Consider the following 22,833-nt stretch of genomic DNA (forward strand, 5'->3'; position numbering starts at 1 on the left):
GGCGGGAAAGTGAACCTATCCAGTTTAGGTGCAGTGTCTCCACGTGCACCGTCGCCTTAGGCGGTGCGGGCCAGGGGCGGGGGTGCGATGGGCAGCAGCGCAGTGCCCGCGCTGATGGTGTCGGCGGACAGTTCCCAGACACGGCGGAGGGCGCAGAACTTCCACCAGTGGTGCTTAAGGACCTCCGGGTTGGCGCGGACGGGCCGGACCTCTGTCTCCCCGATGGCCACGGCCAGCAGGACCGGGTCCTCACCGTACCTCCAGGGCTCCCAGGTTCCCGCCTCCGGATCCACGAGGCTCTCTTCCGCCTTCATGCCGGCCACGAGCTGCATCACCACTTTGTCATCCAGGGGCTTGACCTGTCCGTCCCGCGTGGTGCCCTTGGTCTTGTAGTCGATCAGGCAAATGCGTCCGTTGATCCTTGCCACGAGGTCAAGGGTTCCGGCGTACCCCACCGAGTTGTTCCAGACCGTGATTTCCGGGGCGATGGGCTCCACGCGGAAGAGTTCCCACCACTCGTCGAAGCGCACGGCGAAGGCCTCCTCACCGTTGGCGGCCAGTGCGTCGCGGGCTTCCTTCACGGCATGCGGGCGTCCCAGCGCACGCAGGGCCACCTGCTCGCAGTAGTTGTGGACCCGGTCCCCGCGCCGTGCGGCGTCGTCCCGATAGGTTTCGGCAGCCTTTGCCGCACGGTTGATGGCCTGCTTAATCTTGGCGGGGCTCCCCAGGCAGTCGGAGAGCAGCGGGTCATTGGCCAGGCTGCTGGCCCCCATGTAGCCGAACCAGCCATCGAGGCCATGCGGCTGCTGGCTGATCACCGTGGTGATGGAGGGTACTGAAAACTGCTCGGACGTTGACCGTGCGTACATCCGGCCGTATTCGGTGGCGTGGGCGAGAAGCGGATCAGTCATACAAAGGACTCTTTCACAGGGGGCCGACAAAATCTCCGGCGGCAGGAGCCGCACGCAAAAAAGGTCCGTTTCCGCTGCTGATGAGCGGAAACGGACCTCTGCGGTGGGCGATACTGGGTTCGAACCAGTGACCTCTTCGGTGTGAACGAAGCGCGCTACCACTGCGCCAATCGCCCCGATGCATTTGAATGCTAGCCCACCTCTGCCCCAATTCAAAAATCGGCGGCACCGCGCTGGAAAGCGGGGCCGGCCGCCGGATTCGCCCCCCGCCCGCATGGAGGAAAGTAGGGCAGCCGACGGCACCACGCGTGGGCCGCCGCCTTCCGTACGAGCTCAAATTACATGGCTGTAACTCGAAAAATCCGCGCCGTTACGCGGCAGTACGGGTCATGTGGGCCTGGCACGTCGACGCGATTTGGAGTTTCCCAGAACCTCCTATATTGTTTTTACTCGTTGGAACGCGAGGAAATGCCGGAAACGGCAAGGAATCAAGCCTCCAAAATGCGGACGTAGCTCAGCTGGTAGAGCACCACCTTGCCAAGGTGGATGTCGCGAGTTCGAATCTCGTCGTCCGCTCGCAGGACACTGTCACAGCTAACGTTCTTCGGAATTGACGCTAACACGGTGGGTTGGCCGAGAGGCGAGGCAGCGGCCTGCAAAGCCGTATACACGGGTTCGAATCCCGTACCCACCTCGGTGAAAACCATGGTTTCCGGATTTCCGGATGCAATGGGCGATTGGCGCAGCGGTAGCGCGCTTCCCTGACACGGAAGAGGTCACTGGTTCGATCCCAGTATCGCCCACTCGGCAAGGCAACTTGCCGGCAGTGCCACCGGATACCCGGAACAAACTGCACACATGCGGACGTAGCTCAGCTGGTAGAGCACCACCTTGCCAAGGTGGATGTCGCGAGTTCGAATCTCGTCGTCCGCTCTCTTTTATCCCATATGCCGGTCTTCCGGTTCCGGGCGATTGGCGCAGCGGTAGCGCGCTTCCCTGACACGGAAGAGGTCACTGGTTCGATCCCAGTATCGCCCACACATACACAGCAGCTCTCCGGAGCTGCTTTTTTCGTTTCCGCCGCATCCGCTGCAGGCGAACGTGATTCCCTTGGCACACCTCCTGCCCGCGGATAGTATCGAATGCGCGAGGAGCGACCTGGCTCCGCGACAGAAGGGAGGTGCCCGTGGGTTTGATTGACGATCTAAAGGGCAAGGCTCAGGGTCTCATCCGCGGCAACGAGCAGGCCATCAAGGACGGCATCAACAAGGCCGGCGATTTCGTCGACACCAGGACCGGCGGCAAGTACGCAGGCCACGTCGACAAGATCCAGGATGGCGCTTCCAAGCTCATTGACAAGAACGGCACCCCGGGGCAGGCACCTGCCGCCGAGCAGGTTCCCCCGGCAGCTCCTGGAAACCCGGTTCCGCCGGTTGACAGGGCTCCGTAAAAGGATTTGGCCAGGGCTTTGCCCGGCACGTCAAGGAGGTGCGGGTCCCGCCGGGAGGCGGCGCCCGCACCTTTGGCGTTTAAGGGCGGCTTTCGCAGCCTCAATTGCCGGTTAGTAAACCTGCGCCGGTAACCTGCCGGTATGCCCAAGTCCCCCGCACCCGCAACTGCAGCCACGCCCGGACTGGCCCGGACCAATTCCCGGCCGGTCGTCGCCGGGATCGTCACAGCATTGGTGGGCTTCACGTCATCTTTCGCCGTGGTCCTTGCCGGCCTTAAGGCAGTGGGTGCTGACCCGGCCCAGGCCGCGTCCGGCCTGCTGGCCCTGACGCTCACCGTCGGCCTCGGCGTCCTGCTGCTCGCGTGGCGTTCCCGGGTCCCGGTGACCCTGGCCTGGTCGACACCGGGCGCAGCACTGCTTGCGGCGTCGAGAGTGCCCGACGGCGGGTGGCCGGCCGCCGTCGGAGCCTTCCTTGGTGCAGGGCTGCTGCTGGCCCTGGCCGGCATGGTGCCGGCGCTGGGCAGGCTGATGGCGCGCATCCCGTCCTCCCTGGCGCAGGCCATGCTGGCGGGCGTCCTGCTCCAGCTTTGTTTGGCACCCTTCAAGGCCCTCGGTTCGGTCCCGGTGTTTGTAGTGCCAGTGATCCTTTGCTGGTTGCTGATGATGAAGTTCGCTCCGCGGTGGGCGGTGCCGGCAGCCCTGCTCGTGGCCCTGGGTGTGATCGGAATTACCCTGGCGTCGGCGGGAGCACCTGCACCGGGTGCCCTCGTCCCTGCGCTGGCCTGGACCACACCCGCGTTCACCCTGCATGCCATGGCAGGCCTTGCAGTCCCGTTGTTCGTGGTGACAATGGCGTCGCAGAACATTCCCGGGGTGGCCGTCCTGAGGTCCTTCGGCTATGAGACGCCGTGGCGGCCGGCAATGCTCGTCACGGGAGCGGGAACTGTGGCGGGTGCGCCCTTCGGTGGGCACGCCATTAATCTCGCAGCGCTCAGTGCTGCCCTGGCCGCCGGCGAGGAAGCCGGCGGGGACCGAAACAGGAGGTGGGTCGCGGGCTTCACGTCTGGCCTGGCCTACTTGGTGCTGGCTGCTTTCTCGGCCACCCTGGTGTCGGTGGTCAGCAGGGCGCCGGCCGGGATGCTTGAAGCCGTTGCCGGGCTGGCCCTGCTGGGCACCCTCGCTTCGGCGGTCTCGACAGCCCTGGCGGACCCGGGCGACCGGATCGCCCCGGCCGTCACGTTCCTGATGGCCGCGTCAGGCCTGGCGTTCGCCGGGATCGGCTCCGCTTTTTGGGCGCTCCTGGCCGGGCTGGTGGTCCGCCTGGTGCTGCGGCCCGGCACCCGGTCCGGGAAGAAGTCCGCCTAGGAGGGCTCGTGGTTCTGGCCTTCACGGGCCAGCGCGGTCAGGCGGGAGACGGCGCGGAAGTACTTCTTCATGTACCCGCCGGCCATCATCTCTTCGGTGAACAGCTTGTCGAAGGGGACGCCGCTGGCCAGGATGGGCACGTCCTTGTCGTAGAGCCGGTCCGCCAGGACCACGAACCGCAGCGCTACAGCCTGTTCCGTGATGGTCTCCACGTTGCGCCACACCACGCCGTCTATGCCGTGGATCAGCTGGCGGTAGCGGCTGGGATGCACCCCGGCCAGGTGGTGGATGAGGGTGGAGAACTCATCCTGTGCCACCGTCTTCCCGTCGAACTCCGCCTTCATGTGCGCGTTGAGCTCGCTGTTCCTCAACGGTGCCGGGGCGGCCGGGAGGCCACGGTGCCTGAAGTCCTCGCCGTCGATGCGGATAACGTCGAACTGGTCCGCCAGGACCTGGATTTCGCGCTGGAAGTCCACAGCGGCGAACCGGCCATCGCCCAGGGAGCCAGGCAACGTGTTGGAGGTGGCGGCGAGTTTCACCCCGGCGTCAGCCAGCTCACGCATGAGCCGGGACATCAGGACGGTGTCGCCGGGATCGTCCAGCTCGAATTCGTCGATGCACACCAGCTGGTAGCTGCTCAGGGCATCGACGGTTTTGCGGAACGAGAGGGCACCCACCAGGTTGGTGTACTCCACGAAGGTTCCGAAGGCCTTGGGGCCCGGGGACGCGTGCCACAGGGACGCGAGCAGGTGGGTCTTGCCCACGCCGAAGCCGCCGTCCAGGTAGATTCCCGCCCTGGACTCGTCCTTCTTGCCAAACAGCTTCTTGAAAAGCCCGCCTCCGTTACCCGACCCCACGCCGTCGGCAAATCCCTCCAGGGCACGGACGGCGGCAGCCTGGCTGGGCTGCTTGGGGTCCGGGCGGTAGCTCGAAAAGGAAACCTCCCCGAACCGGGGCGACGGGTAGAAGCCCTTAAGGAGTTCATCCACCGAAACTGCCGGAGTGCGGGCGGCAAGCTGTTCGATCTGTACCAAGGTGGTCCGTTCTGCTGGTGGTTGGTCCCCAGAAAGGATACCGGCAACGCGGGCCGTCCCCGGTTTGAACGCCGCCCTGCCGTCCCAGGGGTGATGAAGGCAACATTTCGTCCTATTAACGGAATACGGACAAGCCCACGGGCGCTGGCTAGGGTGGGAACAGGTTCCAATGCATGTTCCACGGTTTCCCGTGCTCTTACTGAAAGGCCAAGCCATGCCCTACCCGGTTGAACAGAATGAGAAGTTCGCAGCCTACGCCCACCCGGAGCGGCTGGTCTCCACTGGATGGCTTGCTGCCGCCGTTGAAAGCGGCGCCGTGGCCCGCGGCGAACTCATCGTGGTGGAATCCGACGAGGACGTGCTCCTTTACGAAACCGGTCACATCCCGGGCGCTGTCAAGATCGACTGGCACACGGACCTGAATGACGAGGTCTCCCGCGACTACGTTGACGGTGCCGCCTTCGCTGAACTGGCCGCGTCGAAGGGCATTTCCCGCGACAGCACCGTGGTCATCTACGGCGACAAGTCCAACTGGTGGGCCGCCTACGCCCTCTGGGTCTTCGAGCTCTTCGGCCACCAGGACGTCCGGCTGCTGGACGGCGGGCGGGACAAGTGGGTTGCCGAAGGCCGCGAACTGACAAAGGACCGGCCTGCTCCCGCTCCCGGAAACTACCCGGTGGTTGAGCGTGACGACGCTCCGATCCGCGCCTTCAAGGATGATGTCCTGGCACACCTGGGCACCGGCCCGCTGATCGATGTCCGCTCCCCCGAGGAATACACCGGACAGCGGACCCACATGCCGGCCTACCCGGAGGAGGGCGCCCTTCGCGGCGGCCACATCCCCACGGCAGCCTCCATCCCGTGGGCCCGTGCCGCTGCCGCCGACGGCACCTTCCGCAGCAGGGAAGAGCTGGAGTCCATCTACCTGGGCGAGGCCGGCCTGTCCGAGGGCGACGACGTCGTGGCGTACTGCCGGATCGGCGAACGGTCCAGCCACACCTGGTTCGCCCTGAAGTACCTCCTGGGGTTTGAGTCCGTCCGCAACTACGACGGATCGTGGACCGAGTGGGGCAACGCGGTGCGGGTGCCGATCGTCAAGGGTGCGGAGCGCGGTTCCGTTCCCGTCCCCGTCGGAGCCTGACCAGGCTCCCCCGCGTAGACTTGGAACGATGACTACTCAAGCTTTGCCTTCCGCCCTGGCGGCAATCGTGGACGATTTCCAGGCCCTGTCCGAACCCGAGAGGCTGCAGCTGCTGCTGGAGTTCTCGGAGGGACTGCCCGAACTCCCGGACCGGCTCAAAGACCACCCCGAGCTCCTGGAGCAGGTGGTGGAGTGCCAGTCGCCGCTGTTCCTGACCATCGAGACGGAAAACGACGACGACGGCGCGGTCCGCCTGTTCTTCAAGGCACCGCCCGAAGCACCCACCACGCGCGGTTTTGCCGGGGTGCTGCACGAGGGCCTGGACGGCCTGACCGCCGAAGAGATCCTGTCCGTGCCGGACGACATGCCGGAACTGCTGGGGCTGACGCGCGCCATTACGCCCCTGCGCATGCGTGGCATGACGGCCATGCTGGGCAGGATCAAACGCAAGGTTGCCGCAGCATCGCGCAGCCAGGCGTGACCCCGCCTCCATGGCGCGCAGGAACAACTCACAGGGAACCCCGGCCACAGCGGCACTGACCGCGGCCGGGGTTCCCTTTGTGCTGCATCCGTACACCCATGACCCCGCGGCAGCGAGCTACGGCACGGAGGCGGCCGAGGCCCTGGGGATCGATCCGTCCCGCGTTTTCAAGACCCTGATGGTGGACGTGGAGGGCAGGCTCGCGGTGGGCATCGTCCCGGTCAGCGGCACCCTTGACCTGAAGGCCATGGCTGCGGCGCTGGGAGCCAAGAAGGCCGCGATGGCCGACCCCGCGGCGGCCCAGCGGCGCACCGGATACGTACTGGGCGGCATTTCCCCCCTCGGGCAAAGGCAGCCCTCCCCCACGGTGCTGGACTCCAGCGCCCTGGCACTGGATACCGTGTTGGTTTCAGGCGGCAGGCGGGGCCTGGATGTTGAGTTGGCCCCGGCCGACCTGGCCAGGCTGACGGACGCCGTCACCGCGCCCATCAGCTCCCTGGCCGCCGGGAATCCCCGGCCTTGACCGCCCGGTCCTGGTGCTGGCGCGGTCTGCTACTTGATGGTGTACCGCTGCATCATGTCGTTGTCCTCGTGCTCCAGGATGTGGCAGTGCCACACGTAGTCGCCCTTGAAGGATGAGCCAATGGCCAGGGGCTTTCCGCCTGCCGCCCCTGCACCGAACGGAACCCGGATCCTGGTGACTTCGCCCGGCAGCGCCACCACGGTGTCCTTCCAGCCCTGCTCGTTGGCGGCCGCGTCCCTGGGCCGGCCGATGAGGAAGCGCTCCACGTCCACCGCTTCTCCTTGCCCCGGTGTGACCAGGCCGGTTGCCGGATCAATATAGCCGGTCTGCTCCAGGTAGGCGTCGGCTTGGAACTTTTGCCGGTTGAGCACCTGGAACTGGGTGAAGTGCAGGTGGATCGGGTGGGCGTCCTCGGTGGTGTTGACGAGCTGCCACTCTTCCATGGTGTCGCTCTCCACTTCGGTGGTGTCCGGGCTGTCGAACATCCTGTTGTTGAGCAGGGCCATGACGGGAACGTCGTCCGCGTTGGCTACTTCCACGAGCGCCATCCGACGGGTTTTGGCCGGCGTTGCCTCCCGCAGGCTGGTGACTTCCTTATCCTCCCGCAGCCGGGCTGGCAGGGGCACGGTATAGCCGGTCCGGGAGGTGACGGTGAACTGCATGATGTATGGGAGTGGCACCGCGCCACCCGCCACTGATTCCGGCCCGTCCGGATAGGGCACCCGGGCGCTGTTGCGCAGGACCACCCGCGAACCGGCCCGGAGCCCGGCAAAGTCCACCACGAGGTCCGCCCGTTCTCCCGGGCCAATTACCAGCCGGTCCAGCAGGACGGGCGCGTTGAGTAGCCCGCCGTCGGACCCGATCTGGTGGAAGGCCAGCGCCGGGCCGCCGGCATCAAACGTGAAGTCGTAGAACCTGGCGTTGGAGCCGTTGACGACGCGGAAGCGGTACTGGCCGCGGGCGACGTCGAGGTTCGGCCGGGCTTTGCCGTTGACGGTTGCCACGTCTCCGAAGAACTCGGGCGCCCAGGGGCGGGGCGCCCCGTCCGGGCCTTTCAGGTCGGGGTTGGGCGGGTAGGCGAGCGTACCGTCGGGGTTGAACATCTTGTCCTGGATGATCAGCGGCACCTCGTACGGCGGTGGCGGAAGGTGCGTACCGTCCCCGGTGTCGATCCCGTCCCTGAGCAGGTAGCTTCCAGCGAGCCCCGCGTAGATGTTCAAGCGGGTCATTCCCAGCGCGTGGTCGTGGTACCACAGCCCCGCAGCATCCTGGTTGTTGCCATAGTGGTATGTGTAGGAGTGGCCGGGAACGAAAGCCTGGTCCGGACCGCCGTCGGACTGCGGGCTGACGTTGCCGCCGTGAAGGTGTACTGACATCCGCGGCCGCTTCGCATCGTCGCTGCCGCGGGGGACCAGTTCGCTGTCGATGGCGGAAGCGAGGGGATGGTATTCGGCGGCGTTGTGGACCTTCAGCTCGAAGGGAACTCCTTTCCTGGCGATGATGACGGGCCCCAGGCAGGTCCTCGATGAGCCGGCCTCCTGGTAGGCCAGGGTGTTCGCCGGGCCCATCTTTTCCTGGAACTGGTGGCAGGCGTTACGGACCCACAGCGCCGCACGGCCCCCGCCCCGCATGTCCAGGACGCCCAACTCGGCCAGGGTGGGCAGTTGCTCGGTGAACATGGCCTGTTGGCCGGCCGCAGGGCCGCGCGCCGCGGCTGCAGATATGCCGGGCGGGGCCAGGAGTCCCGCCCCGGCCACAGCACCAGCCTGTAACAGTTGTCGTCTTGTCATGCGCATTTCGGGGCCCCATTTCTTCGCAGGTTTCCCCCCTTGAGCAGCAGGATAGACTCCCCGCACTGGCCGGTCACAGGGTCACGGGTCCCCCGCCGAAAGGTGCGGGCCCTACCCGGTATTTCCTCCGGTGCGGCCCGGAGTGCGGCCGGTGAAGTGGTCCATGGTCCGGTTGACTCCCAGCACGTCCATGAGCCGGTCAAGGGCGCCGACCGGCAGCACCCGCAGGACCGGCAGCAGGTTCACCAGGGGCGGCAGGACCAGCTTCCGGTGCCCGGCTTCGATTGCGTCCAGGATCTTGGTTGCCACGTCTTCTTCCTCAAGGATCGGAAGCAGGAGGGGCCAGCGGGTCCGGACGCCGTCGAACATCCCCGTGTTGATATAGAAGGGGCACACCACCAGCGTGTTGACGTCCGCGTGGTCCGCCCGGAGTTCCGCGCGGAGTGATTCGTTGAAGCCGACGGCGGCGAACTTGCTGGCGGAGTAGTCGGTCTGCCGGGCGACTCCCACCAGGCCCGCGGCACTGGCGACAGTGGCCACGGTGCCGCGCCGGCGCTCCGCCATCCCGCCCAGGAACGCGCGGGTAACCCAGTAGAGGGCCAGGACGTTGACGTTCATGGTCCGTTCGATGGCGTCATCCGTGGCATCGAGGAGCCGCTGGCCGCTGACGACCCCCGCATTGTTGACCAGGACATCCACCGCGCCCGCCTCCAGCGCGGCAGCCTTGACCGCGTCCCGGTCAGTGACATCCACGCACTGGGCGTCGGCCTTGCCGCCGGCCGCCCGGATCTCGTCGCGGACCGCCGCACCGGCTGCCGCATCCAGGTCCCAGATCACCACCCGGCTTCCGCGCCGGGCGGCGGCGAGCGCCATGCGGCGGCCCAGGCCGCTTCCGCCTCCAGTGACCAGCAGGGTTGCGCCGGCAAGTCGGGTTCCTTTGGCCATCCCAGTTCTCCTCGGGTTGGGTACTGACGTCGTCAATGGTTTCGGGGGAAGCGGCCCATCAGCGTGATGGCGCCTTTCATGATCCGCGCGTAGGCGTAGTTGGACATTCCAGGGGCGGGGGCGACCGGGAGCAGCCGTTGCACGGAGATGGTCTGCGGCTCCGTGTATTTGAGGATGCCCTCCCGGCCGTGGCGGCGGCCGGCCCCGGAGTCCTTCATGCCCCCGATCGGCGCGTCATGGGAGGCCCAGGTGGCCGCGTAGCCTTCGTTGACGTTGACGGTCCCGGTCAGCAGCCTCCGGGCCACCGCTTCCCCGTGGCCGGCGGACCAGACACTGGCGTTGAGGCCGAAATCCGAATCGTTGGCCCGGGCGACTGCGGCGTCGTCGTCTTCGACCCGGTAGACGGCGACCACCGGCCCGAATGTCTCTTCCCTGGCAAGGAGCATGTCGTCCGTAATCCCCGTCAGGACAGTCGGCTCATAGAACAACGGGCCCAGGTCCGGCCGGCGCCGTCCGCCCGTGAGCAGCTGCGCGCCTTTGGCGAGCGCGTCCTGGACGTGGCGGTCCACCCGGTCCACCTGTGCCACGCTGATAAGGGACCCCATGCCAATCTCCCAGTCCGGACCGGCACCCAGGCGTATTCCTTCCACCTTGGCGGTGAACGCCGCAAGGAACCTGTCATGGACGTCAGCGTGGACGTAGATCCGCTCGATGCTGACGCACAGCTGGCCGGAGTTGGAGAAGCAGGCGTGCACAGCGCCGGCGGCCGCCTTGCCTATGTCGGCGTCAGCCAGCACCAGCATGGGGTTCTTGCCGCCCAGTTCAGCGGAGAAGCCGATCAGCCGCTCACCGCACTGCCGGGCGACGGTCTTGCCGGTCTTGGAGGACCCGGTGAACATCAGGAAGTCCACCCGCCCAATCAGGGCCGGCCCGATGGCAGTGCCCGGACCGGTGACGACCTGGAACAGGTCCGCTGGAAGGCCGGCTTCCCGGAGGAGCCTGAGCATCAGCAGGGCCGTGAAAGGCGTCTGTGAATCCGGCTTCAGGACGATCCCGTTGCCCGCCAGCAGGGCCGGGATGGCGTCCGAGACCGCAAGGGTCAGTGGGTAGTTCCACGGGCTGATGACCCCCACCACGCCTTTGGGTATGCGGTATTCGGTGGTGCGGGTCAAGACCGGCGCCGCCCCCTTCCGCCGGCGTGGACGAAGATACCGCTCAGCGTTCCGCTCGTAGTAGCCGGCGGTCAGCACAACGTCCGCGAACTCCTCGAACGCGCTCAACCTGGATTTGCCGCTCTCCGCCTGGACCACGTCAAGAATGTCCTGCTCCCGGTCCAGCAGGAGCGCCACGAACCGCGCAACCACGGCCCGGCGCGCGGCCAGGGGCTGGCCTGCCCAAAGCTCCTGCGCCATCCGTGCAGTGTGGACGGCCGCACGGACGTCGTCCTCCGTGCTGACGGGTACTTCGCCCAGCAGGGTGCCGTCGAAGGGTGCGTGTGAGGCCTGGACGGGCCGGTCCGGGGGTGACGCCACCAGGGCCGCGAGGGTTGCGGCCAGCTCCCTGCCGCGGTCGGTTACGGCTCCTGCCGCGCGTTGTTTCGGCATTTCACGCTCCCGCCGGCGTCGGCGGGACAGGCGTTTCCGGAGGAAGTCCCGCGGCCGGACCAGGCCCGGATCCGGGGTTGAGGCGGGGTGCGAGCTGCCGCCGGAGCCAGGCCTTCACCAGCCGTTCCCAGCGCTCGGGGTCCACGTTCCATTCCTTGGTATGCCGTGCGTGGTTGAAGGTCTCGAACGTCACCATGTCCGGGTTCCGTTCGGCGAGCAGGGCTGACGGTCCATACGGTACGTACTCGTCGTCCACGCTGTGGATGACCAGCGTGGGCGTCCGCAGCTCGACGGCCCGCGATACCCAGTCCATCACTTTCAGGTCCACGGGCGCCGACAGTCCCGTTAGCCGGCGTCCCAACGGGTGGCCCAGCATCAGCTGGCCGTACCTTCCCACCAGCGACGGGATCCGGTTCAGCTGGGCGTGGTGCGCCAGCACCGTTACCCAGTCGATGACCGGTGCGTCCAGCACCATCGCCCGGATCAGGTGCCGGTGGCGCGAGAGGTCCGCGGCCTGCAGGCAAATCGCTCCTCCCATGGACCAGCCGAACAGGACAACTTCCTCGGCACCGTTTGCCAGCGCGTACCCGATGGCAGCTTCGATGTCCTGCCACTCCGTTGAACCCAGGCCGTACCGCCCGTCATCGGCTGACGGCGCCAGTCCGTCATTGCGGTAGGACACCAGCAGGCTGGTCAGGCCCAGTTCCAGCGCCGGCCCCACCGCCCGCAGCGCTTCCTGCCGGGTGGCCCCACGGCCGTGCACCATGATGGCCCAGGTCCGTGCCGGACCCTTTGCCCGGACCAGCCAGGCAGGAGCCTCGCCGCGCTCAACGGGAATCAGCACGTCCTCGGCAGGAATTCCGACGGCGGCGGGGTCCGGGTAGGTGGCGCCGCTCCACCATCCCCAGCGGGCCGTGGACAGATCCCCGCTGTACACGGCTTCGACCTCCCGCAGCACCGTCCGCTCGGCAGGCGAGTAGGAAACAATGCGGCCGATCCGTGCGTGCCCTTTCCCGCCGTCGAAAAAGAAACCGTAGACCCCGTCCACAGTGGTGTCATCGTTGGCGGCCAGGATCACCTGCTGCTGCTGGCCGTCGCGGATCACCGCCAGGACTTCCTTGTCGGCCACGCGCTGCCGTGCCGGAGTAATGACCCGGCGTGCAAAGTACACGGCGAGCGCCGAGGAGCCCGCTCCCAGCAGGCTCGCCACCGAGCCACCTGCGATGGCGCCGCCAATGGCCCACTTGGCCCCCGGCGACACCCCGCCTGGTTCCCTGGTGGGTGCCGTCACTGCAGGGCGCGCTCGCCGGAAAGGTGCCATGGCACTATTCTTACCGGCCCTGCCGCAGATACCTGCATTCCGGAACGGGACCGGCACGCCGCGGCACGGCACGGCCGGCCAAGGACTGACCCGGGTGCTGTGCAAGGGCCGGTGCTGTGCGAGGGCCGGTGCTGTGCAAGGGCGGGTGCAGTGCGGGGGCCAGCGGGCAGGACTAGGCTAAGGCCATGAGTGATCCCATCGTCATCCTGACTGAAGAACCGCTTGGCGCGGACGACCGCGTTAACATCGAACGGCTCGTGGACGGCGCGGACAGCCGTCTCCTGGTCCTGGTGCCGGCGAACACGGAGCGGCACCTGCTGGTGGACTTCCTTGAAAACCTGTCCATGCTGGATGTTGCCAAGGCTTTCCGCGAGCTCGCCGCACGCAACCCTGACGCCGCCGCCGAACGGGCGCACGCCGACGAAACCCTGGCAGCCTCGCTCGCGGCGCTCGAGGGACTGGGCTCCGGTGTGGCCGGCCAGGTGGTGGACGGCAAGGCTGTGGACGGCCTGGTAGCCAAGGTCCGGGAAACCGGCGCTTCCCAGGCCGTGGTGATCACCCGGCCGCATGCCGTGGCCGATACCTTCCACACCGACTGGGCCAACAAGGCACAGGACCAACTCGGCGTCCCCGTGCTCCACCTGTATGCGGGCTCGGGATTTATCGGCGACTCCTGAGCGTTGGGAAAGCTATGAGCATCTTTGGAAACAGCATCTTCGGCAACAAGGCACCAGGCGTTGATGGCGGAACGCAGCACGGCAGCACCCAGGAGGCCACGCCCAGTGAGGCGCCGGTCCAAAAAAGTGATGCCCAGTGGCGCCAGGAACTGACTCCGGAGGAGTACCAGGTCCTGCGGCACGCGGGCACGGAACGGCCTTACACGGGCGAATACTGGGACACCCACACGGAGGGCGTGTACCAGTGCCGGGCGTGCGGCGCCGAACTCTTCACCAGCAATGAGAAGTTCGATTCCCACTGCGGCTGGCCTTCCTTCTGGGCTCCCCTGGCAGAGGGCAACGTCCGGTACATCCATGACCGCACCCTGGGAATGGACCGCGTTGAGGTGCGGTGCGCCGCCTGCGACTCGCACCTTGGCCACGTGTTCGAGGGCGAGGGCTACGGCACCCCCACGGACCAGCGCTACTGCATCAACTCGGTGTCCCTCCGGCTCGTGGAAAAGGACGACGCGAAAGACGCGGCGCAAAGCTGAAAGGACCAGGTTCGGGCCTGCACTGATCCCACAGCGGAAGGCAGGCCTCGTTCCAGTCACCAGGCCCTAAGGCTAAGTTCTCCTTACCCAATAGCCCTTTGGGCATAAGTCCTGCTGGTTGCTTGTTACGCTCACCAGAGAAGCAAGCAACCAGAAAGGCAGCCGACGATGACAGAGACCCTGACCACCGCCGTTACCGGGATTTCCGCGCAGGACCAGGACTGGCTCCGGCTCAAGGGCGCAGCTACCGCCCTTCAGGCCCTCCAGGTCCAGGACGGATCCGTTCCCGAGTCCGCGGACCACGCGGCAGCCGCCCGGTACGTGGAAACCATCGTGGACGCCATCACGGCCCTGTCCCCTGCCTTTCCCCATGATGCCGCTTACCTGGAGGCCGCGTGCGCTGACTTCCGGACCTGGACCGCCGGCGGCTTCGCCGCCCCGGACTTCCTGTCTTCGCTGCTGGCGTTCCAGCCCCAGGCGCAGCGCCACGACGGCCTGCAGCACCTGGTGGTGTTCCCCATGTACACCCAGAACGGCAGCAGCAACCGGCTGGTGGAGGCAGTGCTGGTGGAGGTCATCTGGCCCGAGTTCATCGCGGGACTGGAAGCCGGGGAGTACTCCAACAAGCTGTTTGTCCCCATCCGCTTCGTCGATTTCACGCCGGGCTATGACACCAACTCCGCCGTCCTCTTCCCTGAGACGGTAGCGGTCAGCCAGACCCCCACCTTCACGTGGGGGGCCATCTTCGCCGACCGCGAAGCCGCCCGGTTCCGCCGCGTGCTCAAGGCGGCCGCGGAGATCACCTCCCTGGAGCTCCCGGAGGGCGCAGCCGAGCTGCTCGTTGACCAGGACCTCACCGAGGCAACCTTCGTCATGTGGGACCTGATCCACGACCGGACGCACATGCGCGGCGACCTGCCCTTCGATCCCTTCATGATCAAGCAGCGGATGCCCTACTTCCTGTACTCCCTGGAGGAACTGCGCTGCGACCTCACCGCGTTCCGTGAATCGGTCCGCATCGAAAAGGACGACGACGCCGACCCCGACGCCCGGCGGCACGCGAAGCTGGTGCAGTACGCCATCATCTTCGACCGCATCTTCCGCTTCGCCATCACTGGCAGCCGGGTCCGCAACTACGACGGACTGGGTGGCCAGCTCCTGTTCGCCTGGCTGCACCAGCAGCACGTACTGCACTGGACGGACACCCGGCTTACCATCGACTGGGATGAGGTGGCGGACGCCGTGATCTCCCTGGGAGCCAGCATCGACGACCTTTACTGGCGCTCCATCGACCGGCCCAAGACCGCCCACTGGCTGGCGGCCTACCAGCTGGTCTCGGCCACCGTCACGCCCAACCCGGCCTCCGTGTGGGCCAAGGGCCCGGACGCGCTGCCACTCGCGGGAACACCCCGCGGCCTCACAGACCAGGTCCTGGACGACGAATTCCCGCTGTCCATGTTTTACGAGGCATTGGAGAAGAAGATACGCCCCGTCATTGAATCAACCGCCGGCATCACCGGCCGCTCCGCCCTGTGACCGGCTCCGGCGCTGCCCGCGTCCTGGTCACTGGCGGCAGCGGCGCGTCCGGCGTCGCCGTTGCGCGTGCACTGGCGGCGGCAGGGCACCGCGTGGCTGTTGTGGGATCGGACCAGGCCAGGATCAGGGCAGCGGCGGAAAACGCCGGCGACGGCGTTACCCCTTTCACGTGCGACCTCGCTGATTTCGACGGCGTCCGGCAGCTCCGGGAGCAGCTCTGCGCGACCTTCGGGCCGGTTGACGCGGTGATCCACCTGGTGGGTGGCTGGCGCGGGGCCAAGGGCATCGCCGACCAGTCCGACGAGGACTGGGACTTCCTGGAGCGCGGCGCCGTCACAACGCTCCGCAACGTCTCACGGGTCTTTTTCGAGGACATCGCCGCATCGCGTTCGGGCAGGTTTGCCATGGTGTCCTCCACGGCCCTGGACAAACCAACCGCAGCGGTGGCCAGCTACGTTGCGGCGAAGGCAGCGGCGGAAGCCTGGACCATGGCAATGGCGGACGGCTTCCGCCGGGCCGCCGGGGAGCGCGGAAGCCAGGCTGCTGCGAGCATCCTGGTGGTCAAGGCGCTGGTGGACGATGAACTCCGCCGCGCCCATCCCGAGCGGAAATTCCCGGGGGCCACGGACGTGGCAGACCTGGCTGCCGCCGTCGTACGGCTGTTCAACACGCCGTCCGCCGAACTCAACGGTGCCCGGCTCCGGCTGGCGGACTGACCCCCGCGGCGACTGTACCTAGACTGAAAGCGTGAGCAACCCTATGACCACCACAGCAGAAACAAGCGCGGCGCTGCGGCTGCACGATCCCAGCGTGCGCGGCTTTGCCTCCGACAACTACTCCGGCGTCCACCCCGAGGTGCTGGCAGCCCTGGCTGCGGCCAATGAGGGGCACCAGGTGTCCTACGGCGAGGACGACTACACCGCGCGGCTGCAGGAACTGATGGTTGAACACTTCGGCGCAGGCATCGAATGCTTCCCGGTCTTCAACGGCACCGGCGCCAACGTCCTGTCCCTGCAGTCCCTGCTCCCCCGCTGGGGCGCCGTGGTATGCGCCTCCACCGCACACATCAACATGGATGAAAACGGCGCACCCGAGCGCATCGGCGGCATGAAGCTCCTGCAGGTCCCCACCCCGGACGGCAAGCTGACCCCGGAGCTGATCGACCGGGAGGCATGGGGCTGGGGCGACGAGCACCGTGCCCAGCCGCTGGCCGTTTCCATCACGCAGACCACCGAACTGGGCACGTGCTACACGCCCGAGGAAGTGCGCGCCATCGCCGACCATGTCCATGCCAAGGGAATGAAGCTGCACATGGACGGGGCACGGCTGGCCAATGCGGCCGCGCACCTGGACCTCCCCCTGCGGGCCTTCACCCGGGATGCCGGCGTGGACATCCTGTCCTTCGGCGGCACCAAGAACGGCCTGCTCTTTGGCGAGGTGGTGGTGGCCCTGAACCCTGAGGCAGCCCACGGCCTGGTGTACCTGCGCAAGATGAACATGCAGCTGGCCTCCAAGATGAGGTTCATGTCCGCCCAGTTCATCGCCCTGCTCGAAGGCGGCCTCTGGCTGCGCTCCGCGTCACATGCCAACGCCATGGCCGCCAGGCTGCGGGCCGCCGTCGACACCATTGACGGCGTCCGCCCCACCCAGAAGACCGAATCCAACGGCGTCTTCGCCGTCCTTCCACCCGGCGTGGCCGATAGGCTCCGCCGTTCCTTCCGGTTCTACGACTGGGATGAGGCGGCGGGGGAAGTCCGCTGGATGTGCTCCTTCGACACCACAGAGGACGATATTGATGCCTTTGCTGCTGCGATCCGCCATGAGCTGCGCGACTACCGGGACGGCCGGGCGGGGTGACCGGCCGCTGACGGCGAGCCTTCCTGCCATGCCCCGCCCCGCACCGTAATCTGCCAAGGTGAACGCACTTGACCAGGTTCCCCCGGATTTTCTCCACGCCTTGGGAACCCTCAGGAAAGCCCGGTGCCGCAAGGAACTGCACCTGGCCGAGATCCCTGCCCCCGCCCGGTTGGCTCCCTTCGCCGTCGCGCTTGGCGCTGAGGTCATGGCCCCCGGCGCAAGCAGCCTGTCCACGCCCGTTCACGGACCGGCGGCACTGGCGTTCGCCGCCGCGTCCGGTTCCGCCGCCGCAGGAGCTGCGGACGAGGATGAGACGGAACTCGCCACCGGACGCTTCATCCTGCTGCATGATCCGGACGGCTCGGCGGTGTGGGACGGCGAGTTCCGCATCGTCACCTACATCAGGGCCGAGCTGGAACCGGAAATGGGCAACGACCAGATGCTGGGAACTGTGGCATGGACGTGGCTGGTGGAAGCGCTGGAGAACCACAAGGCGGCTTACCGGGCAGCCGGCGGCACGGCCACCCGTGTCCTGTCCGAAAGCTTTGGCACCCTGGCTGGGCGCCCGGGTTCCATCGACATCGAACTCCGGGCCTCCTGGACACCCGATTCGTCCGACGTCCAGGCGCACCTGGAAGCCTGGTCGGACATGGTCTGCACGTTCGCGGGCCTGCCGCCCCTGCCCGACGGCGTGACCGCCCTTCCGCCCCGGCGCAGGAGCTGACCGGGCTTTGACGGACCTGCCCGGTAAACTGGGGGCATCATGACCCCAAACATTCCGGAAAACACCACAGCCGGCGTCCCGGCTGCTGATGCCGCACCCCACATCACGGTGGAGGGCTTTGACAGCCCCATCCCCGAAATCATCGATCTTGACGCACCCCGGGACGGCGTTCCCCTGGTCATCGAAACCCAGTCAGGCCTGGAGCGCTGCGCCGCCGCCATTGCCGCCGGCACCGGTCCCGCCGGCGTTGACGCCGAACGCGCCTCCGGGTTCCGTTACGGTCAGCGCGCCTTCCTGGTCCAGATCCGGCGCGAAGGCGCCGGGACCTGGCTGATCGACCCCGAACCGTTCGGGAACCTGAGCATCATCAACGACGCCCTACGCGGCGTTGAATGGATCCTGCACGCCGCCAGCCAGGACCTGCCCTGCCTGTCCGAACTCGGGATGTGGCCGGACAAGCTCTTCGACACCGAGCTCGCCGCGCGCCTGGCCGGGCTGCCCCGCGTGGGCCTGGCAGCCGTCATCGAACAGCTCCTGGGATTCGGGCTTGCCAAGGAACACTCCGCCGCCGACTGGTCCACCCGCCCCCTGCCTGAGCCGTGGCTGCGCTATGCCGCCCTGGACGTCGAAGTCCTCACCGAACTGCGCGAGGAACTCATTGAGCTGCTCCAGGCGGACGGGAAGCTGGAGTTTGCGGAGCAGGAATTTGCCGCCATCCTCGAAGCCGGCATCGCTCCGCCCCGGGTGGACCCCTGGCGAAAAACCTCCGGCCTGCACCAGATCCGGGACCGCCGCCAACTGGCTGCCGTCCGCGAGTTGTGGCTGGAACGCGACTCACTGGCGCAAAAACGCGACGTGGCACCGGGCAGGCTCATTCCGGACTCTGCCTTGGTAGCGGCCGCGAAGGCCATGCCCGCCACCGTCCCGCAACTGCTCAGCACCAAAGGGTTCCACGGCCGCGCGGCCCAGCGCGAAGCTCCCCGCTGGCTGCGCTGCATCGCCGCAGCACGTGACCTGGAGGAACTGCCGCCCCTGCACCTGCCCACGAACGCCCCGCCACCGCCGAGGGTCTGGGCAGACCGCGACCCCGAAGCCGCCGCCAGGCTGGCCACGGCCCGGCCCCTGCTCCAGGCCAAGGCAGAGGAACTGAACCTGCCGCTGGAGAACCTGTTGACGCCCGACTACCTGCGGCGCGTGGCGTGGCGGCCTCCCGCAGAGCTAACCGAGGACTCAGTTGCCGCTGAGCTGCGGGCGCTGGGGGCCCGCAGATGGCAGGTGGAACTCAGTGCACCGCTGATCGCCGGCGCGTTCCTGAACCCGCAGCCGCTGCCGCCCAAGGAAGCCAAACCCGTCGCCGCGGCCGGCGGCCAGTAACCGTCCTGGACGCAGCCCTTGCGGGCTAAGTTACTCACGAGTAACATCGGTGTGACCGACGCCAGGCTGCTGCCGCCCTCCGGCATGCACCCGGCGCGCCACATCTCGATGAGGAGTTACACGTGAGCCAGCACGGAAGCGGCGCATCTACGCGCACTGTCCGCGACGTCGTCTTTGTGGACGGCATCCGCACACCCTTCGGCAAGGCCGGCGAGAAGGGAATCTACGCCGGAACCCGGGCCGACGACCTGATCGTGAAATGCATCCGCGGCCTGCTGCGCCGCAACCCGTCGCTGCCGGCGGAGCGGATCGACGAGGTGGCCATTGCCGCGACCACCCAGACCGGCGACCAGGGCCTCACCCTGGGCAGGACCGCCGCGCTGCTGGCCGGCCTGCCGCGAACGGTCCCCGGCTTCGCCATCGACCGCATGTGTGCCGGGGCCATGACCGCTGTCACCACTACGGCAGGCGGCATCGGTTTTGGCGCCTACGACGTGGTGATCGCCGGCGGGGTGGAGCACATGGGCCACCATCCCATGGGCTCAGGCGCCGACCCCAACCCCCGCTTCATGTCCGAGCGGCTGGTGGACCCGGCAGCCCTGAACATGGGAAACACCGCCGAGAACCTGCATGACCGCTTCCCCGCCATCACCAAGGAGCGCACCGACGCCTATGCGGTGGCTTCGCAGGACAAGCTGGCTACCGCCTACCGCGAGGGCATGATCCAGCCGGACCTGGTTCCCGTCGCCGCCCGGAAGCCCGGCGAGGGCTGGACTGTCCACAGCAAGGATGAACCGCCCCGCCCGGGCACCACCCTGGACGACCTCGCCGGCCTTCGTACCCCGTTCCGTGCCCATGGCCGGGTCACGGCCGGTAACGCCGCCGGGCTGAACGACGGCGCAACCGCCGCCGTCCTGGCATCCTCCGAGGCCGCCGCCGAACTGGGCCTGCCCGTCAAGATGCGGCTGGTCAGCTACGCCTACGCAGGGGTGGAGCCGGAGGTCATGGGCATCGGTCCTGTCCCGGCCACGGAGAAGGCCCTGAGGAACGCCGGCTTGGGCATCGAGGACATTGGCCTGTTCGAAATCAACGAGGCCTTCGCCGTCCAGGTCCTGAGCTTCCTGGACCACTACGGAATTTCCGACGACGACCCCCGGGTAAACCGCTACGGCGGCGCCATTGCCGTAGGCCACCCCCTCGCGTCCTCCGGTGTCAGGCTGATGATCCAGCTGGCCCGCCAGTTCGAGGAAGACCCCTCGGTCCGCTACGGAATCACCACCATGTGCGTGGGCCTGGGCATGGGCGGCACCGTGATCTGGGAGAACCCGCACCACCCCGACTACAGTGGAACCCCCGCCGGGGAGACCGCCACCGCTACCGTTTCAGAAGGAGCCATGGCATGAGCGCCGCAGATTTCCGCAAGCTGGCTGACCTTTTCCCCAACGAAACCGTCACCCACTCCTACGTGCAGGACATCGTCCTCCCGGGCACCGCGGGGAAGCCGAGCCCCGGCATTTTTGCCTTGGTCACCCTGGACAACGACCTTGACCACACCAAGCCCACCACCCTGGGCCCCAACACTTTGGTGGAACTCGGCACGGTCCTGGGAGGCCTGCGGGACCGTGCCGCACGTGGGGAAATCGTAGGCGTGGGCGTCACCGGCAAGCCGCACTACCTGGTGGCGGGTGCAGACCTCTCCGCAGTGAAGTCGCTGGAAAAGCGCGAGCACGGACTGTGGATGGCACAACTGGGCCACGACGTCTATGCAACCCTGGCAAACCTTGGCGTCCCCAGCTTCGCCTTTATCAACGGGGTGGCTCTGGGCGGCGGCCTGGAGATCGCCCTGCAGTCCACCTACCGCACCGTGTCCACCGGCGGGGGCGCCCTGGCCCTGCCGGAAGCCTTCCTGGGACTGGTCCCCGGCTGGGGCGGCGTCTACATCCTTCCCCGCCTGGTGGGGCCAGAAAACGCGGTCAAGGTCATGATCGAGAACCCGCTCAGCAACAACCGGACGCTTTCAGGAGCGCAGGCCTTCGGCATGGGCATCGCAGACGCCCTGTTCGAACCGGCGGACTTCCTGGAGCAGTCGCTGGCCTGGGCCGCGGGAGTCATCTCCGGCGACGTGGTCCCGGAGCGGCCCAACGCCGTCGACCCTTCCTCCCCCGACGCTGCCGCCCGTTGGACCGCTGCCGTGGATGCCGGCCGCAAATTCGTGGAAGGCAAGACCTCCAATGCCTCCCCGGCGCCCGCGAAAGTCCTGGACATCCTCGAAGCCAACCGCACCGTGACCGCTGCGGAGTCCGCCGCCCTGGAATGCGAAACTTTGGCTGAGCTGATGCAGACGGACGAATTCCGCTCCACCGTCTACGCCTTCCTGGACCTGGTGCAGAAGCGCGGAAAGCGCCCCGCCGGCGCTCCGGACCGCAAGCTGGCCCGGCCTGTCACCAAAGTGGGTGTGGTGGGCGCAGGCCTGATGGCCGGCCAACTGGCACTGCTCTTTGCCCGCCAGCTGAAGGTACCGGTGGTCCTGACCGACATCGACCAGGCGCGGGTGGACAAAGGCGTGGCCTACGTCCACGGCGAGGTGGACAAACTGCTGGCGAAGAAGCGCCTCAGCCAGGACGCTGCCAACCGCACCAAGGCACTGGTGACGGGATCGGTGTCAAAGGAAGCCTTCGCGGACGCCGACTTCGTGATCGAGGCCGTCTTCGAGGAACTGCACATCAAGAAGCAGGTCTTCGCCGAACTGGAGGCCATCGTGTCGCCGGAGTGCATCCTGGCCACCAACACGTCGTCCCTCTCGGTGACGGAGATGGCCGCGGACCTGCAGCACCCGGAACGGCTGGTGGGCTTCCACTTCTTCAATCCCGTGGCCGTCATGCCGCTGCTGGAGATTGTCCGTGCCCCGCGGACCGATGACGCCGTGCTGGCCACCGCCTTCGAGCTGGCCAAGGCCCTGAAGAAGACCGGGGTGCTGGTCAAGGATGCGGCCGCGTTCGTGGTCAACCGCATCCTGCTGCGGCTGATGGGCGACGTGACGGCTGCCTTCGACGAGGGCACCCCCGCGGAAGTGGCGGACACCGCGCTGCGGCCCATGGGCCTGCCCATGACGCCGTTCACGCTGCTGGCCATGGTGGGCCTGCCCGTGGCCCAGCATGTCCAGGAATCGCTGAATACTGCCTTCGGCGACCGTTTCCCGGTCTCCGCCAACCTGAAGAAGCTCATCGACAACAACGTCAAGGCACTGTGGGAGACCGCCCCGGACGGTACCCGGGCCATCCCGCAGTCCACGCTTGACCTGATGTCCTTTGGCTCCAGCCCTTCCACCCCGGAGCAGGTGCTGCACCGCGTCCAGGATGCCCTCGCAGAGGAAATCGGCCTGATGCTGGACGAAGGCGTCGTCGCCGGCCCCGAGGACATCGACCTCTGCATGATCCTGGGCGCGGGCTGGCCCATGTTCCTGGGCGGCATCACGCCGTACCTGGACCGGGTGGGCGCATCGGAGCGGGTCAACGGCAAGCGCTTCCTGCAGCCCGGCGTCGCGTCAAGCCGCTCCCAGGGGTAGGC

General features: G+C 67.2%; 20 protein-coding genes and 6 tRNA genes. 19 read left to right on the forward strand and 7 right to left on the reverse strand.

Annotated elements, in window-relative coordinates; translation table 11 throughout:
* Positions 1-56: 56 nt before the first annotated feature.
* Positions 57-911: a cytochrome gene (locus ACTHQS_RS15075; RefSeq protein WP_440170455.1), complete on the reverse strand. Its 855-nt coding sequence runs from the start codon at positions 909-911 to the stop codon at positions 57-59.
* 104 nt (positions 912-1,015) lie between these two features.
* Positions 1,016-1,087: transfer RNA gene (locus ACTHQS_RS15080), tRNA-Val, on the reverse strand.
* A 327-nt stretch (positions 1,088-1,414) separates the two neighbouring features.
* On the opposite strand from ACTHQS_RS15080, the gene ACTHQS_RS15085 reads away from it, so the two are divergent.
* From ACTHQS_RS15085 to ACTHQS_RS15115, 7 genes are all read left to right on the forward strand, one after another.
* Positions 1,415-1,487 (forward strand) — tRNA-Gly (locus ACTHQS_RS15085).
* Between the two features lie 47 nt (positions 1,488-1,534).
* Positions 1,535-1,605, forward strand: a tRNA-Cys gene (locus ACTHQS_RS15090).
* A gap of 37 nt (positions 1,606-1,642) precedes the next feature.
* Positions 1,643-1,714: transfer RNA gene (locus tag ACTHQS_RS15095), tRNA-Val, on the forward strand.
* A 57-nt stretch (positions 1,715-1,771) separates the two neighbouring features.
* A tRNA-Gly gene (locus tag ACTHQS_RS15100) sits at positions 1,772-1,844 on the forward strand.
* Positions 1,845-1,877: 33 nt separating this feature from the next.
* A tRNA-Val gene (locus tag ACTHQS_RS15105) sits at positions 1,878-1,949 on the forward strand.
* 148 nt (positions 1,950-2,097) lie between these two features.
* Entirely contained in the window at positions 2,098-2,361 is a 264-nt protein-coding gene (locus ACTHQS_RS15110) for an antitoxin (protein ID WP_440170457.1), read from the forward strand.
* Positions 2,362-2,502: 141 nt separating this feature from the next.
* On the forward strand, positions 2,503-3,726 hold the full coding sequence (locus ACTHQS_RS15115; RefSeq protein ID WP_440170459.1) for a benzoate/H(+) symporter BenE family transporter: 1,224 nt from the start codon (positions 2,503-2,505) through the stop codon (positions 3,724-3,726).
* Here the strand turns inward: ACTHQS_RS15115 and zapE are convergent.
* Positions 3,723-4,760, reverse strand: a complete 1,038-nt coding sequence (zapE, locus tag ACTHQS_RS15120) for a cell division protein ZapE (protein ID WP_440170462.1) — start codon at positions 4,758-4,760, stop codon at positions 3,723-3,725. The two genes, ACTHQS_RS15115 and zapE, sit on opposite strands and share 4 nt — an antisense overlap.
* 214 nt (positions 4,761-4,974) lie before the next feature.
* On the opposite strand from zapE, the gene ACTHQS_RS15125 reads away from it, so the two are divergent.
* The 3 genes from ACTHQS_RS15125 to ybaK are packed head-to-tail and all read left to right on the forward strand — an operon-like array spanning position 4,975 to position 6,905.
* A complete protein-coding gene (locus ACTHQS_RS15125) occupies positions 4,975-5,901 on the forward strand; it encodes a sulfurtransferase (protein WP_440170464.1) in 927 nt (308 codons plus the stop codon).
* A 28-nt stretch (positions 5,902-5,929) separates the two neighbouring features.
* Positions 5,930-6,382: a SufE family protein gene (locus tag ACTHQS_RS15130; RefSeq protein WP_440170467.1), complete on the forward strand. Its 453-nt coding sequence runs from the start codon at positions 5,930-5,932 to the stop codon at positions 6,380-6,382.
* Positions 6,383-6,392: 10 nt separating this feature from the next.
* Positions 6,393-6,905 carry a Cys-tRNA(Pro) deacylase gene (gene ybaK, locus ACTHQS_RS15135; RefSeq protein ID WP_440170616.1) on the forward strand — a complete coding sequence of 171 codons (513 nt, stop codon included), beginning with the start codon at positions 6,393-6,395 and terminating at the stop codon, positions 6,903-6,905.
* Positions 6,906-6,934: 29 nt separating this feature from the next.
* On the opposite strand, the gene ACTHQS_RS15140 is transcribed toward ybaK, so the two are convergent.
* The 4 genes from ACTHQS_RS15140 to ACTHQS_RS15155 form a co-directional block, all read right to left on the reverse strand.
* Positions 6,935-8,662, reverse strand: a complete 1,728-nt coding sequence (locus ACTHQS_RS15140) for a multicopper oxidase family protein (protein ID WP_440170470.1) — start codon at positions 8,660-8,662, stop codon at positions 6,935-6,937.
* A 144-nt stretch (positions 8,663-8,806) separates the two neighbouring features.
* Positions 8,807-9,640 (reverse strand): SDR family oxidoreductase, encoded by an 834-nt coding sequence (locus tag ACTHQS_RS15145; RefSeq protein WP_440170472.1) that lies wholly within the window; start codon positions 9,638-9,640, stop codon positions 8,807-8,809.
* Between the two features lie 32 nt (positions 9,641-9,672).
* On the reverse strand, positions 9,673-11,244 hold the full coding sequence (locus tag ACTHQS_RS15150; RefSeq protein ID WP_440170474.1) for a succinic semialdehyde dehydrogenase: 1,572 nt from the start codon (positions 11,242-11,244) through the stop codon (positions 9,673-9,675).
* 1 nt (position 11,245) lies between these two features.
* Positions 11,246-12,565, reverse strand: a complete 1,320-nt coding sequence (locus ACTHQS_RS15155) for an alpha/beta hydrolase family protein (RefSeq protein ID WP_440170477.1) — start codon at positions 12,563-12,565, stop codon at positions 11,246-11,248.
* Between the two features lie 185 nt (positions 12,566-12,750).
* Here ACTHQS_RS15155 and ACTHQS_RS15160 point away from each other — a divergent pair, with 185 nt between their 5' ends.
* The 9 genes from ACTHQS_RS15160 (at position 12,751) to ACTHQS_RS15200 (ending at position 22,831) form a co-directional block, all read left to right on the forward strand.
* On the forward strand, positions 12,751-13,242 hold the full coding sequence (locus ACTHQS_RS15160; RefSeq protein ID WP_440170480.1) for a hypothetical protein: 492 nt from the start codon (positions 12,751-12,753) through the stop codon (positions 13,240-13,242).
* A 14-nt stretch (positions 13,243-13,256) separates the two neighbouring features.
* A complete protein-coding gene (gene msrB, locus ACTHQS_RS15165; protein ID WP_440170482.1) occupies positions 13,257-13,775 on the forward strand; it encodes a peptide-methionine (R)-S-oxide reductase MsrB in 519 nt (172 codons plus the stop codon).
* A gap of 168 nt (positions 13,776-13,943) precedes the next feature.
* Positions 13,944-15,311, forward strand: coding sequence for a DUF6421 family protein (locus ACTHQS_RS15170; protein WP_440170484.1), 1,368 nt, complete (start codon positions 13,944-13,946; stop codon positions 15,309-15,311).
* Entirely contained in the window at positions 15,308-16,027 is a 720-nt protein-coding gene (locus ACTHQS_RS15175; protein ID WP_440170485.1) for an SDR family oxidoreductase, read from the forward strand. Before ACTHQS_RS15170 ends, ACTHQS_RS15175 begins: the two co-directional genes overlap by 4 nt.
* A 43-nt stretch (positions 16,028-16,070) precedes the next feature.
* A complete protein-coding gene (locus ACTHQS_RS15180) occupies positions 16,071-17,168 on the forward strand; it encodes a threonine aldolase family protein (RefSeq protein WP_440170618.1) in 1,098 nt (365 codons plus the stop codon).
* A gap of 58 nt (positions 17,169-17,226) precedes the next feature.
* Positions 17,227-17,892, forward strand: coding sequence for a DUF3000 domain-containing protein (locus tag ACTHQS_RS15185; protein ID WP_440170487.1), 666 nt, complete (start codon positions 17,227-17,229; stop codon positions 17,890-17,892).
* A gap of 39 nt (positions 17,893-17,931) precedes the next feature.
* The gene (locus ACTHQS_RS15190) at positions 17,932-19,266 is read left to right on the forward strand and encodes an HRDC domain-containing protein (RefSeq protein ID WP_440170489.1); all 1,335 of its coding nucleotides are present in this window, start codon (positions 17,932-17,934) and stop codon (positions 19,264-19,266) included.
* A 122-nt stretch (positions 19,267-19,388) separates the two neighbouring features.
* A complete protein-coding gene (locus tag ACTHQS_RS15195; RefSeq protein ID WP_440170492.1) occupies positions 19,389-20,669 on the forward strand; it encodes a thiolase family protein in 1,281 nt (426 codons plus the stop codon).
* The gene (locus tag ACTHQS_RS15200; protein WP_440170494.1) at positions 20,666-22,831 is read left to right on the forward strand and encodes a 3-hydroxyacyl-CoA dehydrogenase NAD-binding domain-containing protein; all 2,166 of its coding nucleotides are present in this window, start codon (positions 20,666-20,668) and stop codon (positions 22,829-22,831) included. Before ACTHQS_RS15195 ends, ACTHQS_RS15200 begins: the two co-directional genes overlap by 4 nt.
* Positions 22,832-22,833: the final 2 nt, after the last annotated feature.

This window comes from Arthrobacter sp. SAFR-044 (assembly GCF_051965175.1).
GTDB lineage: Bacteria > Actinomycetota > Actinomycetes > Actinomycetales > Micrococcaceae > Arthrobacter.